We start from the raw sequence: 18,735 nt of genomic DNA on the forward strand, positions 1-18,735 counted from the left end.
ATATGAATACAAAGATATTTACACTGGGGAAAATTCAAAACTACAAAAACATGCCGGATCTTATTACAGAAGCTTTGAAAGATGCTATTTTACAAGGTGAGTATAAAGGAGGTGTACAGCTTAAGCAAGATGAAATTGCAAAGCAATTTGATGTCAGTTTAATTCCTGTACGAGAAGCACTAATTCAATTAGAAGGTAAGGGGTTAGTGAATTGTATTCGCAATAAGGGAGCTATTGTAACCCGTCTTAGTTTAAAAGAAATGCATGAGCTTTTTGAACTGCGGCGTGTACTAGAAGTAGGGAGCGCATATCTTATTAAACAGCAAGTAGAAGGTGAACATCTTAATAAGCTTAAGTATATACTAGAAAAGATGAATAAACCAGCCCATCCACTTATTTATTGTAGGTACTACAGATTGTTTTATCAAGTACTTTGTGATACTGCGGCTAATGCAGAACTTAGTAAAATGTACGAAAATTTATTTGTGCGTGTAGAAAGATATTTGATGTACATCTATCATCTCGTTCCAGAACTGATGAATGAACGTTCTCACCAAGAAAAAATAGTAGCACTACTTGAAAATGAGCAGTACGATGCATTAATAACACACATGACAAGTCATATTGAGATGCTAGAAACAAGTTTATTTAAGGCATTAGAAGCAAGAAATTTAAGGGATGCCTTTGACTGGAATTGCTTGTTGCCTTTTAGAACACTTGAAGAAATGAGTGAAATAGAGTATTGACAATAAATTTAAAGTTATATATAATTCAACCATATTATATGAAAAGCAATGATAAGAAGAGTAAGCTAAGAGTGATGCATACAGAGAGCTGGGGTAGGTGAAAGCCAGTAGCTAATTTTTAGAAGAAGAACATCTTGGAGCTGCTAACCAAACGCTTCGGCAAGTAGGCTTAGTCGGGTTTAGACCGTTATATCTAAAACGTATCGAGATTTTTCTGTACGTCTAAATCCATAAGGGTGGCACGAGATTATTCCTTCGTCCCTTTCACATGTTGAGAGGTGCGAAGGTTTTTTATTGCATTTTTTAATTAAAAATAAGAGGTGATTCCATGAAATTATTTATGAAAGAAAGTTATACTTCTACACTTGACCTTAGAGAAACAGAAGTGGCTATAAAAAAAATAAAAGATTATTTTGAAAGTGCACTGGCCTATGAACTATCTTTAACACGTGTCTCTGCACCTTTATTTGTAAAACCAGAAAGTGGCCTTAACGATAACTTAAATGGTACAGAGCGTGCCGTAAGTTTTGATCTTTTAGATGATAATGGCGCACAAGCAGAAATCGTTCATTCATTAGCAAAGTGGAAACGTATGGCATTAGCGCGTTATAAATTTGAAGTAGAAGAAGGGCTTTACACGGATATGAATGCCATAAGACGTGATGAAGAACTAGACAATCTCCATTCTATCTATGTGGATCAATGGGATTGGGAAAAAGTTATTACAAAAGAAATGCGTACAGAAGATTATCTTAAAGAAACAGTTAAAAAAATCTATAATGCTTTTGTAAAAACAGAAAACTTTATTATTCATGAATACCCATCTCTTGAACGATGGTTACCACAAGAGATTACTTTTATCACGTCAGAAGAATTACTTCAGATGTATCCAGACCTGACAGCCAAAGAAAGAGAAAATGCTATTTGTAAAGAAAAGAAAGCTGTTTTTATTATGCAAATTGGAGATGTACTTTCTAATGGAGAAAGACATGATGGTAGAGCACCAGACTATGATGATTGGCATTTAAATGGAGATATTATGTTTTGGAATCCTATTTTAGAATGTGGATTCGAGCTTTCTTCTATGGGCATTCGTGTAGATGAAGAGGCACTTATTAGACAGTTAGATATAGCAGGATGTAATGAACGTAAATCGTTAGAGTTCCACAGCTTACTTCTTAACAAAGAACTTCCTTACACAATTGGAGGAGGAATTGGACAATCACGTATTTGCATGTTCTTCTTACATAAGATTCATATAGGAGAAGTTCAGGCTTCTATCTGGCAAAAAGAAATGATTGAGATGTGTGAAAAGCACGGTATACATTTACTTTAAAGCATAAAAAAACAGAAATTATCCGAAACTAATTCAAGTGAAAAAATAAGAATTAGAGGAGGAGATGATTTGGCTAGCATAGTCGCTATTATTTCTGGTATTTTAATGAGTATTCAAGGTGTATGGAATACACGTATTACAGAAAAGTCCGGATTATGGTTTACAAATACTTTTGTTCACGGTATAGGCCTTATAACAAGTTTAATCATCTTATTTTTTGCAAAGGATTTTAATCCAGATGGATTTAAGACAGTAAATAAGTTTTATTTATTCAGTGGAGCAGTAAGTATTGGCATTTTTTATTGCGTGATTTTAGCTATTTCTAAATTAGGTCCTGCAGGAGCTACCATGCTTATTTTGATCGCTCAGATGTTAGGTGCGTATCTTATAGAATTATTTGGATTATTTGGTACAGAAAAAGTATCTTTTCAATGGATGAAATGCTTAGGTATTGGTATTATTATAGCAGGTATTGTAATTTATCAATGTAAAAAATAGAGCATCAGGAAGATGCTCTATTTTTTATGAGAAGAAAAGTTCTTTTTCAATTTGGCCATTTAGAAGTTTAAAAATACGTTGATTTGATGAACCTACGTATTTTTTTGTATCTGTTTTGAGAGCCTTTATAAAAGGACCATCTACAAGAACATCAGTGAGCTCAAGCATAGGCTTAAATTTAGGTTCTTGTAAAAGCTGCTCATAAGTATAGCCTGTATAAGCCCATATAGAAAGTCCTAGTGCTTTAACTTCTTTTAGAAGAAGTATAAGAGAAGTAGCCTGTTCAAAGGGATCACCACCAGAGAGGGTAATACCATCTATAAGTGGTAGATTTTTTTTGATTTTAGCTAGAATTACGTTTATAGGTACATCATCGCCATATTCGAAAGACTGCATCTCAGGATTGTGGCATCCTGGGCAGTGGTGGAGGCAACCGGATAAAAAGAGTACACTACGAAAGCCCTCACCATTTACAGTAGAGTGTTCCAGAAAGCCTGCAACTTTTAGGGTACTCATAGAGTATAAGTATGCTTCTGGCTACCATCATGAGCGATGCGGTCGTCTCTTTCAGCACTTTTGCCAGAGCCGAAGCGTTCATCTAAACTTAGATAGCCTGTTACACGGCTAATGCCTTGTATATCCATGCTGCCACAAGATGGACAGGCTTTAACACCATCGTTGATCGTTTCACCACAGTTTTTGCAGTAGCGGAGGTGGAAGTTGATACCCATATAGCTGATATTAGATTCGCTATAAGCATAACGTATGATACGTTCAATGGTTTCAGCAGAAGGGTAGCCATCTACTTCAATATAACTAATGTGACCAGCATTACACATTTTGTGGAAAGGTGCTTCAATCTGTATTTTATCAATAATCGATACAGGATAATTTACAGGCACATGGAAGCTATTTGTATAGTATTCTTTATCTGTTACACCTGGAATAATGCCAAAGCGTTGACGGTCTTGACCAATAAATTTGCCACTTAGTCCTTCAGCAGGTGTAGCATAGCAACTCCAGTTAAGGCCTGTATCTTTAGTTGTTTTATCTGTAAAGTCACGCATACGTTGAATCATACTATAGCCTAATTCACGTGCTTCATCACTTTCACCATGGTGTTTACCTGTAAGGGCAATAAGTGTTTCGGCAAGGCCAATAAAGCCTATAGACCAGGTGCCGTTCTTTAAGATTGGGTCAATAGAGTCCTCAGAAGAAAGATCTTCTGATCCTAACATAAGTCCCTGACCAGCAACAAAGGGTAAATCTTTTACTTTAAGGTGTTTAAGAACTTCATAGCGATGCATTAACGAATCTTTAGCTTGATGAAGTCTTTCATCAAGTAACTGCCAGAAACGTTCTAAATCACCTTCTGCTAAAATACCAATACGGGGCAGGTTAATCGTAGTAGGGGCATTGTTACCACGTCTATTAGGACCCTCAGGGCCATTAATGTTAGAGCATACATAAGTTCTGCAGCCCATAGTTGCAGGAAGAATACCTTTATTGTAGTAATAAGCGTTAAAGTCTGCATCAATATTCATAAAGGTTGGGTTCATACGAGAAGCAGCAACGCGTGTAGCTAATTTAAATAAATAATAGTAAGGATCATTTGGTTCACGATTAACACCTTTTTTGACACGGAAAATAATATTAGGGAAAATAGGTTGTTCCTTTTTGCCAAGGCCTTTCTCATATTCAAGGAGGAAAGCTTCACAGACAAGGGCAGCATCTTCACTCATAGGAAGCCCAATATTTAAGCTACTGAAAGGTACTTGTGAGCCCGCACGTGAATGCATAGTATTAAGGTTGTACACGATGCCTTGCATAGCTTGATGAATACGTGTAGAAAGCTTCTCTTGTACGAAAGTGTTAAAAGGAGTATCTCCCATAACTTCTTTAAGAGGAGCATATTCTTCTTCAATTTCTTCGCGAGTATAACCTACATAAGGAGCCATATCGTTATCAAAGTTTACATGAGATTGACCACCAAACATATCATTTTGAGATGATTGAAGTAAAATACAGCTTAATTCTGCAGCTGTTTCAATACGCTTTGGTTTTTTTATGGTGCCATAACCTGTATTAAAGCCTTTTTCAAATATAGCACCTGTATCAATATGTAAACAATTAGTAGTCAGGTTGTAACTATCTAAATCATGATAATAAAGGTCGCCTAACTCATGTAATTTAGCTAGGTGCTTAGGCATAGTAGAAAGGTTGTGCCATTTATTTGTCTCACTTGCAATACGTAAGAGTTTAGAAGAGAAGTTATTGCCTACATTAGCATTGTCTCTATCTGTTTCAATACCAATAGCGTGGACTGTATCCATAAGCTCTGATTTTAAGTCACGAATACGTGTACGTTCTTTGCGATAATTAGCATAGGTGTTTTTAATAGAATTTAATTCAAAGTCATCTAGAGTTTGCTCAATTAAATCTTGAATCTGCTCTACATTAATTTCATAACAACTACAGTCCTGTATACGTCTTTCAACTTCTTCTGTAATTTCATCTACATTCACAAGAAGATGAAGGTCACTTGCTGAACGTTTAATAGCATTTTTTATTTTGCAAGATTCGTAAGCTACCTTTCTACCATCTCGTTTAATCACGTAATAATCCATGATAATCCCCCTTGAAAAGTTCAATTAAGGTCTTCTTCTGTACTATATATATGACCTCTGTATTCTTTATATACTATATATTGCATGGTGATTTTTTACAAGCCAGTCCAAAAAAATTTTTTTGTCAATCGTTTTAAGCATAAAAAAATAAAAAATTTGGTAGAAATTAAAGAATAAATTTTGGTAGTAAATGACGATGACATCATGTAAAATAAGTACTAAAGAATGGACGTAAGGAGAACAACATGGAAAAATACATTGTTTTAGATATAGAGACAACGGGTACAAAGCCTCTTGAAAGTGATATTATTGAAATTGGTGCAGTTTATATAGAAAATAATCAGGTTAAGGATCAGTTTAATGAACTTGTAAAACCTAATGAAATCATCTCTGAATACATTACAGGTATAACGGGTATTACTAATGAAATGGTGAAAGATGCAGCGCCTATAGAAGTTGTTTTACCTCGATTTATAGATTTTTGCAGAGGACTTCCACTTATTGGACATAATATAGAAGTATTTGATTATCGTATGCTTCGTGTTAAAGCAACACGTCTTGGACTTAAGTTAGAAAATGATACATTAGATACACTGATTATTGCGCGTAAGATGTTATGGAATTTGCCAAGTCGAAAGCTTGGAGATTTATGTAATCATTATGGCATAGATTTATTAAATGCACACCGTGCTTATGATGATGCTTATGCAACTTCTGAGCTTTTTAGATTTTTAAGGGATGAATTTGAAACTAAAGACCCAGAACTTTTTAAGCCACACCCTTTAGCATGGCAGATGCCTAAGCAATCACCTATTACAGCAAAACAAAAAAAATATCTATTAAATTTATGTAATACACATAAAATAACATTAGAAAAAGAAATTGAAAGTTTATCTAAGTCAGAAGCAAGTAAGGCAATTGATACCATTTTAAGAGAATATGGTAGATAGAGGGTGAAAGTATGAACCTAATGGAGCAGTATTTTTATGGGAAAGATGGTGTAAAACTTTTTTGCCGCAAAGATATTCCTTCAAAATGTAAATGTATCGTAGTCATTGCGCATGGTTTTATGGAGCATTCAGGGCGTTATATTGATTTTGCTAAAATACTTATAGCACAAAATATAGGGGTATGCATTATTGACCATAGGGGTAATGGCTTTTCAGAGGGACCTAAGGGGGATATTGAAGACTTTTTTGATTTTGTAGAAGATTTACATTATCTCATTCAGGATTTAAAGAGCAGGTACAAGAAGCCTATTGTGACTTATGGTCACTCCATGGGGGGACTGATTACTTTTATATACGGACTTAAGTATAAAGAAGACTTAATGGGACAAATTTTAGCATCACCAGCACTTGGGGTACCTATAGGTATGAAAAATCTCCCACCTGCTTTTTATGAAAGTTTAGGTTTTATGGCGGGTGATTTGAAAATACACCGAGTAGGTGAAGGCCTTGCTACACGTAATGAAGTCTATATTGAAGCTTTTAAAGAAGATAAAGTAGGTAATACTTTTGCGACTATGCGCTTTATGGACCAGTTTTTAAGAATAGGTGTAGAGTATGCTATAGAACATGCTAAGGAATATGCAGTGCCTTCTCTTTTCCTACTAGGAACAAAAGATTTAGTGATTCCTATTAGTCGTAATAGAAGTCTTGTAAGAAAGATTCCATTTGAAGATAAACAAATTATAGAATATGAATCTTGTATGCATGATCTTTTACATGATTTGGACACAGAAATTCAGAAAATACAGGAAGATGTACTAAGTTGGATTGAAAAGTTAATCAAAAAGCATACTAAAACGAACTAATCTTTCATATGAATAATAAGAGATGAGCATTTGAGGCTGCCTGAAAAGTTTTAACATAAAGCTTTCAGGCAGTTTTTGCTTGAATTTGGAGGAAATATATGGATGAGATAAGGAGCTATTTAATAGAAACACCCATTGGCGTTAGGGAATATATACAAAGATTTCCTAATTTAATTTTTAGTCCTATTAGTTCGAGGTTGACTGTGTTAGAAGTGCCTGAAGGGGCTGAAGGTGAATTTGCAGAGCTTCAGAAAGAAATAGGATCGATTTATGAACCTATGCTCTTTGGACTCAATGCAATACAGGCTGTAGAGCAAAGTAATATATCCATTTTTCATAACTATCCATTTGGGGAACTGCGCGGAACAGGAGTTATTGTTGGGTTTGTTGATACAGGTATTCAATATACGAATTCACTGTTTACATATGAGGATAATACAACACGTATTATAAATATTTGGGATCAGAGTATACCAGGAAGTGGTACAGGGCTTTATAACTATGGTACGGTATATACAGAGGAACAGATTAATGAAGCTTTAAGATCTCCAGATCCTTTAAGTATTGTACCCAGTACAGATATGGATGGTCATGGAACAGCTTTGGCAGGTATAGCAACAGGAAATGAGCGAGGTGTGCCAGGAGGCTATGTAGGAGGGGCACCTGATGCTGACATTGCTGTTGTAAAATTGAGACCTGCTAGTAAGTATTTAAGAGATGCAAATCTTATTAAGACAGGTGCTATAGCTTATCAAGAAAATGATTATTTAACAGGAATTAATCATTTGTTACAATTGGCTAGCATTCAAAGAAAGCCTTTAGTTATTTGTACAGCTATTGGTACAAACCAAGGCGGTCATGATGGGAGAACTATTGTAGAACGTTACTTAGAGGAAACGAGTACATTTGAAAATATTATTTTTGTATTATCTGGAGGAAATGAAGCTAATCAAGGGCATCACTACAGTGGAACGGTTACTCAAAATAGCACCAGTTCATTTGAGTTAAATGTAGGAGCAGATGAGAGAGGTTTTGTCATGTACTTATGGAGTAATGCACCTGATAAGTTGTCTGTATCCATTAGAACACCTTTAGGTGGAACCACTGGAAAAGTTCCCATTAATGCCATACAGGTTCAGGAATACACCTTTCCACTAGAAAATGCCAAGGTTGAAGTACAATATATAAGTTCAGCAACTACTTCAGGTGATCAAAGTATTCGTTTTAGATTTACAACACCTACACTTGGAATATGGGCTATTACTGTTTATGGTGAAACAGTAGTTAGTGGGAGCTATAATGTATGGTTACCTAAACAAGGTTTTGTAGGAGAGGATACGAGATTTTTACAGCCAGATGTTAATATGACAATCACAACGCCAGGAAATGCTTTAGATAATATTACGATTGGGGCTTATAATGGAGTAGACCAGAGTATCTATGCAGGGTCTAGTAGGGGGCCCACACGAACGATGGTTATTGAGCCATCAATAATCGCACCAGGTGTAAATGTAGAAGTGCCTAATTTGATAGGTGGCTTTACAACTTATAGTGGCACAGGGGTAGCTACAGCAGTTACAGCTTCAGCATGTGCATTGCTACTTGAATGGGCTGTTCTAAAAGGAAATTTCGAACCTATGAATACAAGAGTAGCAAGAACCATCTTAATTAGAGGAGCAAGGCGTAGTATCAATATGACTTACCCTAATAATATTGAAGGTTATGGCAAATTAGATCTCCAGAATAGCTTAATACTTGTATAGGGAGGAAATGATGAATCTTAATAAAATGAGTCCTTTATTGCAACTTGCATTAATTTTTCCCACATATATATCTGTAGAAGCTTTTTATCAAATTACAAGTCAAAATATTTTACAAGAAGAATGGAAGCTGATTGTTCAGTACCATAGGGATTTAGAGGAACTTAGTAACAGGATGCCTTTTTCTTATGAGACGATTAATGGCCGTTTTGCTTTTATTACAATTAATAAAAATTTAATTGCAGATTTATCTAATGAAAGGAGCATTTTCTATATAGAACTTCCTAGAGTTATGCAGTATATTGCTGTTGAAAATGCTCTCACTATATGTGCACCACAAGCGATCTACACACCTCAAAGTTATAATGTATCAGGAGAAGGCGTCATTGTGGCTATAATGGACTCAGGAATAGACTATTCACATTTTGATTTCCGTAATGATGATGGTACTACTCGTGTTTTAGCAATATGGGATCAAAATTTAGAAGGGACGCCGCCACCTGGCTTTTCAAGTGGTGCTTATTTTACAAAAGAGCAAATTGATGAAGCTTTAAGTCAGCCTACCCAGGAGGATCGTTTAACTGTTGTACCAAGTACAGACATACTGGGACATGGTACAGCTGTTACAGGTGTAGCAGCTGGAAATGGAAGGGCTTCTGGTGGACAGAATCAAGGAGTGGCACCTAAGAGTGATATTTTAGTGGTTAAAATGAGTGAACAGTTTTACCCAGATGGTACTTTGATAGGGCCTACTAATGCAGATGTAATGAGGGGGATTACTTTTGCTATTTCACAAGCGAGTATGTTTAACAAACCTGTTAGCCTTATGATAGGAACAGGTCTGAATGAAGGAGCCCATGCGGGATATAGCAACTTAGAAATTTTTATTGATCAAATGAGTGTTGTATGGCCTATTAATATGTCAGTAGGTACAGGAAATGAGGCGAATAAAGAAAGGCATACAAGTGGAACAGTGGTAGCGGGGGAAGTGAGAGATATACAAATTTCTATAGACCCAGGAGAAAAATTTTATACAGCTAACTTGTATAAGAATTTTGTAGATGATATGTCCTTTGTTATTATTGCACCTAGTGGTGAAAAAACAGATATATTGCAGGATAGTATTAATAACGTAGCCTATGTCTTTGGTAACACATCTGTACTTATTAATATATCCTCAGCCCCTTTTAGTGCAAGAAGCCAGGAGTTAATCATTTTATTAGAAGGCTTTGGAACAGAATTTGTAGATCCAGGTATATGGAGGATACAAATTATAGGGAATACCATAGTAGATGGTAGATATAATGTATGGGCAACGTTAACGGATCAATATAGGCGAGGAAGTAGATTTTTAGAACCTGATCCTTTTACTACACTAACTATTCCTTCTACAGCGCATTTGATTACGAGTATAGCCTCTATAAATGGACGAACGTCTCAGATTTTAACGACATCCGGGAGAGGTTATACAGTAGATGACCGTGTTAAACCAGATGTATCTGCACCAGGGCTTAATGTGACTGTACCACAGGCTGGAACAGAAGCTTTATATACAACGATGTCAGGAAGTAGTATTGCAACAGCTTTCATGTGCGGGGCTTATGCACTCTTTATACAGTATGGACTGCGGATTAGACCAGATAGCTATCTTTATGGGGAAGCTTTAAAGGGGCTAGTTATGAGATATGCAAGGAAACCTAGTCAGTTTGGAACTTTCCCTAATCAAGCTTACGGATATGGTATTTTATGTATATCAGATGTACTTGACGAATTAGAACGTATTTATGGTCAGCAATAAGGAGGAGAAGATGGGACCGAAAACCGATGCCGAACTTAATATCATATTGAATATGACCCAAGAAGAAAGAGATGAGCTTTTAGCAGACCGTGATCAAAGGCTTATCGTGAAATATCATGGAGACATTGAAAGAATTGCACAGGCTGAAGGGGCACTGGTAGAGCGTATTAATAATCAGATTGCTGTTTTTGTCATTCCCTTAGAACGTGCAAGGAACTTACTTCAATATCCTGAAATTGAATATATGGAAGCACCAAAAGACTTTTTCTACAACTTAACACAGAGTTTGGTTGCAAGCTGCATTAATACAGTTCAAAATAACTTGCCTTATCAGCTTAAAGGGACAGGGGTACTATTAGGGATTATAGATTCAGGCATTAATTATGCTCATCCTGATTTTAGGAATCCAGATGGAACCACTAGAATTGTAAGTATATGGGATCAAACTATCATGGGAAATCCTCCAGTAGGCTATCTAGAAGGAACGGAATATTCAAGAGAGCAGATTAATGAAGCCTTAAGAGCGCCAAATCAATTTGAAAGATTACGCATTGTCCCAAGTCAGGATACACTCGGACATGGCACACATGTGGCAGGTATTGCAGGAGGAAATGGCAGAAGCTCTGCGGGAAGGATAGTAGGTGTAGCACCAGAAGCTGAATTTGTTATTGTCAAATTAGGAAATCCTGCTGTTAGCAATCTTGTAAGAACAGCCGATATTATGCTAGCTGTACGTTATGTGATAGAAAAAGCAAGGGCGGAGAATAAACCTATTGCTATTAATTTAAGTTTAGGTATGAATGAGGGGCCCCATAATGGAACAGCACTGATTGAATTTTACTTAAATAGTGCTGCACAAGAATGGAAAAATAATATTATGGTAGGGGCAGGGAATGAAGGAATATCTCGTAATCATGTAGAGGAAAGTGTGGAGCAGGATGGTGTAACAACAGTAGAATTACAAATAGGACCTAATAAGCGTACTTATAGTTTTTTTGTCTGGCAAAACTCTGTTGATCAGTTATCTTTTCAACTTATTGCACCAAATGGGCAAAGTACACCTCGTATTTCCTATACGACGCCTGTAAGGAGATATGTAATAGGGGGAAGTGTAGTTTATCCAGCCTTTGCAGGGCCTTCTCCTCTTAATGGAAATATTGAATTTGGTGTATTTATGACAGGGCTACAGGGTGGACCTATAGATTCTGGATTATGGAGAATGCGTATATTTGGAGACAATGTGGTAGATGGAACTTTTAATATCTGGGGAGAGAATATTGCTACAGCAGGTAACGAGACATATTTTTTAGATAACACCCCTGATTTAACATTAACTACACCATCTACATCGTCCTTTGTTATTTCAGTAGGAGCCTATAACAGTGTGACAAATCAAATTGCTCCTTTTTCTGGGAGAGGTTATACAAGACCACCTGTTCAAATTAAGCCGGACCTTGTAGCCCCAGGGGTTGATATTATGGCCGCCAACTATGCTGGGGGATATCAAACTTTATCAGGCACAAGTATGGCAACGCCCCATGTAACAGGTTCAGTAGCACTCATGATGCAGTGGGGAATTGTACAAAATAATAATCCTTTTTTATATGGAGAAAGCATCAGAACCTACTTATTAAGAGGAGCTAATAGGAACGTGCCAGGAGTCATCTTTCCAGCCCCCAGTTGGGGATATGGTAAGTTATGTTTAAAGAATAGTTTAGATATGGCTAGACGAGCAAGTTTTGTTTAAAAAATAAATAAATATTGAAACTTAAAAGAAGGGTTATGCGTCTAATAAAGAGGTATAACCTTTTTGTATAGTATAAATGTAATAAAATAAAAAGTTTAATTTGTAGAAAAGATAAAAAATTTATACTATACTAAACTTATTGGTTGAATAAAGACAAAGAAGGAGGGGTAACTTGAGTAAAATTATACAAGTAGAGGGCCTTAGAAAAGTTTATCGTATGGGTCAAGAGAAAATTGTAGCACTTGACAATATCAATCTTGAAATAGAAGAAGGCGAAATTTGCTGTTTATTTGGGACATCAGGATCAGGGAAATCTACTTTGCTTAATATGTTAGCTGGCCTTGAAAAACCAACTAAAGGAACAATAAAAATAAAAAATAAGCGTGTTGATTTGCTAAATGAATCACAGCTTGCAACCTTTAGACAGAAGCATATAGGATTTGTGTTTCAATCTTATAACTTAATACCGTCTTTAACGGCACTTGAAAATGTTTCTTTACCACTTATTTTTCAAGGAATGCCAAAAGCCAAAAGAGAAATAAGGGCAAAAGAAATGTTAAAGGCAGTAGGCTTAAGTAAACGTATGCACCATAAACCAAAGGAAATGAGTGGTGGGCAGCAGCAGAGAGTAAGTATTGCAAGAGCCTTTGTCAATCGTCCTAAAATTCTATTTGCAGACGAGCCTACAGGAAACTTAGACACCCATACAACCATCGAAGTTATGGATATGATTCGTGATATAGCTAGGAAATATAATCAGACATTAATTATTGTATCTCATGACCCAGAAATTGCAGATTACGCAAATCGTATTATTACGATTATAGATGGAAACATTCATAAGATTGAAGTAAAAAATGGAGAAGAAAGGGAGATCATTTATGAAAGGAAAGAATAGGGCAATGGGACTGCTTATGGCAGGAATTATTGCGGCATCATGTACATATCCGACAGGAGGGAGCTTGTATGCTACAGAGCTACAACAAGATGAAAAGTCTATATTAGTTTTAGAAGCAGATGCAGTTGAAGCAAAATTAGAAAAAGGGGATACATTTAATGTGTTTGTTAAGGCTACATATACGCCAGCTCAGGGTGATAAACGTAGTCTTAGTGATATTATTCAATATATTGAGCTTTCAGGAAGTACTTCTAAAAGTTTAACTGCAAAAGACGTTCAAATTAATGGAGATAATACCATCATTATTATGGATTTAGTCTATAATGGTACTGGAAATTCTGTAGAACTAGAAATAGGTTATGAAGGTATGAAAGAACCAGCTACTGTACAAATTCCTTTGAAAAATGCAACAGCGGCTATTAGTGCAGGAGAAGGTCTTACTTTGTCACAAAGTGTGATTAATGTCGTTGCAGGAGAAATGCAACAGATTACATTGACGGTAAAAAATGATAGTAAAGCATATGTAGAATCTGGAAAGATGAAATTGAAAATGAAAGACACTACTTCTGCAAAAGGCATTGCACTAAAGAAAAAGGAAATCAGCCTTTCATCCATGAATAAAGGTGAACAAAAAGATTACTATGTGACACTTGATGTTGATAAAGATGTGACACGTGGTATTCATGACATGGTTGTAGAAATTGAAGGAAAAGAACATATCGTTAAACTTAAAGTAGATAGTAACTTTATGCCTCCAGCCCTTGAAGTCAATGTAACCAATACAACAGCATTTGAGGCAAATGTAGCCAAAGCGATCCAAGTAAACATTAAAAACGTTGGTCATGTAGCAGCTAAAAATGTAAAACTTGAAATTGTACCAAATGAAAAAGTCTTTGTAGCAGATGGCAGCAATGTGCGTTATGTAGAAAATATTGAAAGTGGTAAGGTGCAGACTGTACCTGTGAGTCTTATTGTAAATGATACAAGTACATATAATTTGCCAGTAGAAATGAAATTAAGTTATATTGATGATTTAGGTGAAACGCAGACAAGCAGTCAATTTATTTATTTAAGTACAAAAGGCAGTGTAGCGCAAAAAGAGCTTGAGATTACAACAATAGCAGAGCCTATAGGGCTTAAGAAAATAGGTGAAGAGTTCAATATTGGATTTAAAGTAACAACGCCAGATGAAGCTAAAAATGTTAAAATTAGTGTTAAAAGTTCAGAAGGCATTGTTTCTAAATCAAAAAGTATCTTTATTGAGCCAAAGCTTGCAAAAGGACAAACTAAATCTTACAATGTAACTTTTGTAGCGACAGAACCAGTTACAACAGGAACTTATCCCATTGAAATTGTAGCTGAATATAGTCTTAATGGCAAAGAAGTAGCCATTAAACAATATGCAACTGTTTCAGTAGAAAATGAAAAAGCTGAAGAGGGGGAAGACAAAGGAAAAAGTAAGCCTAAAGTAATTGTAGGAACATATAGTTCTAATCCAGTTGTTGTAAAAGCTGGTGAGGAGTTTGACCTTGAAATTGGTTTCCTTAATACAAACAAGTCAAAAACTGTAAATAACTTAAAAGCTAACTTAACGGTTAAAGAACAAGGTGAGAATGATACAGGCAGTGTATTTACACCAGTGAATGCAAGTAATACATTCTTTATTGATACCCTTGCACCAGGTCAAATGGAAGTAAAGAATATTAGACTTTATACGATTCCAAGTGCAAAACCAAAGACTTATGAAATTACTCTGGAAATGGAGTATGAAGATGAAAACGGTGAGGCTATTACAGCAACAGAGCATTTTGGTATTCCAGTTGAGCAGGTAACTAAGCTTGAAGTAGCTGAAGTACAGGTAGAGTATGCTGAATTAGGTATGCCCGCTGAAATGACAGCTAACATTTACAATACAGGTAAAACAAGTATCAGTAATATTAGAATTTCAACAACTGGTGAAGGGTTTGAGGTACAAGATAATACACTCATTATTGGGGCATTAGAAAAAGGTAGTTCTAAAACTTATATGCCAACGATTATTCCAAATCAATCAGGAACGCTTACTGGACAAATTCAAATTGAGTATGAAGATGTTACAGGTAAAATGCAGTCTTTAACACATGATTTCCAAGTAGAGGTTATGGAAAGTGCACCACCAATGGAAGAAGTTCCAATGGAAGAAGTTCCAATGGAAGAAGAAAAGCCTGCAAAATGGCCAATTCTTTTAGGTGTTGCAGTAGGTATAGGTATTGCCGCAGGTATTACTGCATTTATTATGAAAAAACGTAAAGATAAATTAGCTGAGATAGATATCGATGAAGATTAGTGATCTCATTATGATGAGTGTACGAAGCTTATGGCGGCGAAAGCTTCGTACTTTCCTCACCATTTTAGGTGTTGTCATTGGGGCAAGCTCTATTATCTTAATGCTTTCCCTAGGAATTGCTATGGACAGTAACTTCAAAGAACAACTTGCAGGTATGCAGTCTCTTACTATAGTAGAAGTTTATCCAAATAATTGGGATGATCCTAAGGCGCCCAAACTAAATGATAAGGCAGTAGAAACTATCAGCAAATTGCCAGGGGTGCAGATGGTCGTACCAAAGCGTTCTCTTCAAGCTTATTTAAGATTTGGTAAATATGCAACAAGCTGGCAGGTAGAAATACGTGGGTTATCAGCGCAGGAAATGGAAGCATTAGGTTATAAAGTAGAGCAAGGTAGGTTATTTACAGATCAAGATAAGAATAGTATTTTGTTAGGGCAAGAACTTTGTCGTGAATTTGTAAAGGCAGGGCAAGAGATTAATTGGCGTAATCCACCTCCACCTATGGAATTTAAAGTAGGAGAAGATGTACTTAAACTAGATGTAGGTCGGTATACAGGGGATACTAATGAGCCACAGACAGATAGCCAGGGCAATCGTGTAGAGGTACCTAAACAACCTAAGGTAACCGTATCAGGGATGTTTGGACCAGAAGACTGGGAGAATAGCTATTCAGCAGTTATTCCATTAGAGATTTTTAATAAGCTGAAAGAAGACCAGGAGCGCTATAATAAACAGCTTTATGGTGAAGAAAATAATCGTAATCAAGATGATAACCAATATGGTAACTTACGAGTTAAAGTAATAGATGAAGATAGTGTAATCAGTGTACAAGAGGCAATTAATGAAGCAGGCTATAGAGCATCAAGTCCTATGGAATACTTAAATGAAATGAAGAAAGCTTCTAATAGCATTCAAATTATGTTAGGAGGTATTGGCGCTATTTCACTTGTGGTAGCAGCAATAGGCATTACCAATACTATGATGATGTCTATCTATGAACGTACAAAAGAGATTGGTGTTATGAAGGTAATTGGTGCAAAGCTTACAGATATTAAGAAAATGTTTCTTGTAGAGGCGCTTGTTATTGGTGCTTTAGGGGGTACGGTGGGGGTATTGTTCTCCTATTTATTATCTTATGCTCTTAATAAGTTTGGGCCACAGGTTGCAGGTGAGATGTTTGCTATGCTAGGAAGTGGTGGTAGTAATGTATCTATCATTCCACCATGGCTAGCACTTGCAGCACTCCTATTCTCTACTGTTATAGGGCTTATATCAGGTTATTTCCCAGCAAGACGTGCTATGGGATTATCTGCACTTTCTGCTATTAAGACAGAATAGGATTTATAAAAATCATTATTAAAAGTAATCAGTAATATAAAGGCTGTAGTAGCTTTATGACCTACTAAGGTAGATAAAGCTACTACAGCCTTGTTTTATTTATTAATAACAGAGCCTATATTTTTAAGCAAAATAGAGAGTGTCCCATCTGGATTATTAATAAATTCGATAGTATCTGGGTCATTAAGAAGTTGAGTTGGTAGTTTAAGTTCAATACCTGTATTTGTTTTAATCTTATGAGAAGTGTATTTTCTACCTACTTTTTCAGCTTGTGGAAGCTCAATCACAGGGTCTGTAATCCCTTTTTCTTCAAAAGAATTCATACAAGAAGTAATAAGTTCTTCATGATCACCAAAGGTGTCATGGAGTACATCATCTAGCATAATACTGCTTGTACTTTCTATACTTTTAGCCAAATTGCTTTTGGCAAATGAAAGAGCTTCTACTTTGTTCTCAAAGTTTTCCTCAATGGCTTCTGTAATAACTTTTTCTACTACCTTAATTTTTTGCTTAGTAGAAAGAGGTGCTGTGCAGCCAAGAAGGGTATGTACATACTTTTCTTTATGAATGTCAAGTAGAAGGAGATTAAAGGTCTCCAAATTAATAATAGCAGCTTCTTGGATTTTGCTTACTGTATCATGGAAGATGGTTTTATGCTTAATAAGCTGATTGATAGGGCCGTGAATATCTTGATCTACAGTATGAGTGTAAGCTTCCTTATAGTTAAGCTTGAAGAAGGCTAAATATGGAATGGTATCACGTTCAAAATGGGTAATAATAAGGTCCCCACTCGAGATGGTCTCAAAAGTTTGCATATAAGCATAAAACTGATGTGCTAAATCACAGGAAAATGCATAAAAATCTTGTAGACCATTTTGAAGTAGTTCATACCACATAGAAGTATCTTCAAAAACAGCCTTACATACACTGTGGTTGTCAAAAAGGTCTGCTAAGTAACTCGTAATATAAGCCTCAGTATCATCTGTTAAGGTGATAGGACTTGCAGATAATATAGGCATATCATGTGAAAGATCTAAAATATGAATAATAGTTTGCTTAAAGACGATACTCATTTTCTTTACCTCGTTTAATATAATAATCTTTATTATGCAAAATAAAAGTAAAAAAGTAAACCCTCTTCCTAAGGAATAAGGCCTAACTTATTTTTCTATAGACTATATTATAAGCCATACTAGCATCTAGAAGCACCCAGAAAAGAAACGAGCACCTAAATAGTCTACGATAGCCAGCGTAAAGCCTATGCCTAAGACCTCACTTAGCGTGTAGAATTTAAGAGCATGAAGAAGATAGATTGTACAAAGAACTAAGAAGCTAAGAAGAATAGGAAGTCCTTGATTAATCCAGATTTTAAGATAAGTATTGTGAGGTTTGTCTACGCAGGTAAAAGTCATATAAATACTACAGAAGGTAACAAGCCAGTAGCCCATATGTTTCTTGAAGTTTTCCGTAGCAATTGTAACGGTAAGGAAAAAGGGACATATAAGCTTACAAAACTTCCTGTATAGTTTCGGTTCCATAGAAGAGCAGTCCATTACTTAGTTTTTCAAAATACTATAACAGTAAAACATGACCATGACATAGCAAAGTACCACACCTAACTCCAAAAAACGTGTAAGATTACCTAAAATAGAAAGGTCTTTATAGGGGGATAAAAAGGTTGAAAACATATTTCCTAGAATAAAGACAAGACCACTTATACTATAAGTCTTAAAAGCTAAATCTTGGTGTGGATCTATTTGTTTACGGAGTATAAGAAGCCCTATAAGCATAAAGCGTATTAAAAAGATAAAAGTACTCCTCATAAAACAGATAATATGTCGAAA

The 18,735-nt window shown here is 35.8% G+C and carries 15 protein-coding genes; 11 read left to right on the forward strand and 4 right to left on the reverse strand.

Features of this window, described 5'->3' with window-relative positions; translation table 11 throughout:
• Positions 1 to 2: 2 nt before the first annotated feature.
• From H8718_RS01860 to H8718_RS01870, 3 genes are all read left to right on the forward strand, one after another.
• Complete coding sequence (locus H8718_RS01860) at positions 3 to 746, forward strand: GntR family transcriptional regulator (protein ID WP_249331313.1); 744 nt, start codon at positions 3 to 5, stop codon at positions 744 to 746.
• A 328-nt stretch (positions 747 to 1,074) separates the two neighbouring features.
• Positions 1,075 to 2,082 (forward strand): aspartate--ammonia ligase, encoded by a 1,008-nt coding sequence (gene asnA / locus H8718_RS01865; RefSeq protein WP_249331314.1) that lies wholly within the window; start codon positions 1,075 to 1,077, stop codon positions 2,080 to 2,082.
• A gap of 69 nt (positions 2,083 to 2,151) precedes the next feature.
• Positions 2,152 to 2,580 carry a DMT family transporter gene (locus H8718_RS01870; protein ID WP_249331315.1) on the forward strand — a complete coding sequence of 143 codons (429 nt, stop codon included), beginning with the start codon at positions 2,152 to 2,154 and terminating at the stop codon, positions 2,578 to 2,580.
• A gap of 24 nt (positions 2,581 to 2,604) precedes the next feature.
• Here the strand turns inward: H8718_RS01870 and nrdG are convergent, their stop codons facing one another.
• A complete protein-coding gene (gene nrdG, locus H8718_RS01875) occupies positions 2,605 to 3,096 on the reverse strand; it encodes an anaerobic ribonucleoside-triphosphate reductase activating protein (protein WP_177669381.1) in 492 nt (163 codons plus the stop codon).
• Complete coding sequence (nrdD, locus tag H8718_RS01880; protein ID WP_249331316.1) at positions 3,093 to 5,207, reverse strand: anaerobic ribonucleoside-triphosphate reductase; 2,115 nt, start codon at positions 5,205 to 5,207, stop codon at positions 3,093 to 3,095. The genes nrdG and nrdD overlap by 4 nt, the downstream gene beginning before the upstream one ends.
• Before the next feature lie 245 nt (positions 5,208 to 5,452).
• Between nrdD and H8718_RS01885 the strand changes: the two genes are divergently transcribed.
• The 8 genes from H8718_RS01885 to H8718_RS01920 all read left to right on the forward strand — a co-directional run bounded on the left by H8718_RS01885 (position 5,453) and on the right by H8718_RS01920 (position 16,891).
• A complete protein-coding gene (locus tag H8718_RS01885) occupies positions 5,453 to 6,157 on the forward strand; it encodes a 3'-5' exonuclease (protein ID WP_177669385.1) in 705 nt (234 codons plus the stop codon).
• A gap of 11 nt (positions 6,158 to 6,168) precedes the next feature.
• Positions 6,169 to 7,023, forward strand: coding sequence for an alpha/beta hydrolase (locus tag H8718_RS01890; protein ID WP_177669387.1), 855 nt, complete (start codon positions 6,169 to 6,171; stop codon positions 7,021 to 7,023).
• Between the two features lie 98 nt (positions 7,024 to 7,121).
• The gene (locus H8718_RS01895; protein ID WP_249331317.1) at positions 7,122 to 8,786 is read left to right on the forward strand and encodes a S8 family peptidase; all 1,665 of its coding nucleotides are present in this window, start codon (positions 7,122 to 7,124) and stop codon (positions 8,784 to 8,786) included.
• A 10-nt stretch (positions 8,787 to 8,796) separates the two neighbouring features.
• Positions 8,797 to 10,581 (forward strand): S8 family serine peptidase, encoded by a 1,785-nt coding sequence (locus tag H8718_RS01900; protein WP_249331318.1) that lies wholly within the window; start codon positions 8,797 to 8,799, stop codon positions 10,579 to 10,581.
• Between the two features lie 10 nt (positions 10,582 to 10,591).
• Positions 10,592 to 12,328 (forward strand): S8 family peptidase, encoded by a 1,737-nt coding sequence (locus tag H8718_RS01905; RefSeq protein ID WP_249331319.1) that lies wholly within the window; start codon positions 10,592 to 10,594, stop codon positions 12,326 to 12,328.
• A 217-nt stretch (positions 12,329 to 12,545) separates the two neighbouring features.
• A complete protein-coding gene (locus H8718_RS01910) occupies positions 12,546 to 13,226 on the forward strand; it encodes an ABC transporter ATP-binding protein (protein WP_177669988.1) in 681 nt (226 codons plus the stop codon).
• Positions 13,210 to 15,552: a COG1361 S-layer family protein gene (locus H8718_RS01915; protein ID WP_249331320.1), complete on the forward strand. Its 2,343-nt coding sequence runs from the start codon at positions 13,210 to 13,212 to the stop codon at positions 15,550 to 15,552. The genes H8718_RS01910 and H8718_RS01915 overlap by 17 nt, the downstream gene beginning before the upstream one ends.
• Entirely contained in the window at positions 15,542 to 16,891 is a 1,350-nt protein-coding gene (locus tag H8718_RS01920) for an ABC transporter permease (protein ID WP_249331321.1), read from the forward strand. Before H8718_RS01915 ends, H8718_RS01920 begins: the two co-directional genes overlap by 11 nt.
• A 95-nt stretch (positions 16,892 to 16,986) precedes the next feature.
• Here the strand turns inward: H8718_RS01920 and H8718_RS01925 are convergent, their stop codons facing one another.
• Together H8718_RS01925 and H8718_RS01930 are read right to left on the reverse strand one after the other, a co-directional pair.
• The gene (locus tag H8718_RS01925) at positions 16,987 to 17,964 is read right to left on the reverse strand and encodes a nucleoid-associated protein (RefSeq protein WP_177669399.1); all 978 of its coding nucleotides are present in this window, start codon (positions 17,962 to 17,964) and stop codon (positions 16,987 to 16,989) included.
• A 126-nt stretch (positions 17,965 to 18,090) separates the two neighbouring features.
• Positions 18,091 to 18,429, reverse strand: a complete 339-nt coding sequence (locus tag H8718_RS01930) for a hypothetical protein (RefSeq protein WP_249331322.1) — start codon at positions 18,427 to 18,429, stop codon at positions 18,091 to 18,093.
• Positions 18,430 to 18,735: the final 306 nt, after the last annotated feature.

Source organism: Zhenhengia yiwuensis, assembly GCF_014384995.1.
GTDB lineage: Bacteria > Bacillota > Clostridia > Lachnospirales > Cellulosilyticaceae > Zhenhengia > Zhenhengia yiwuensis.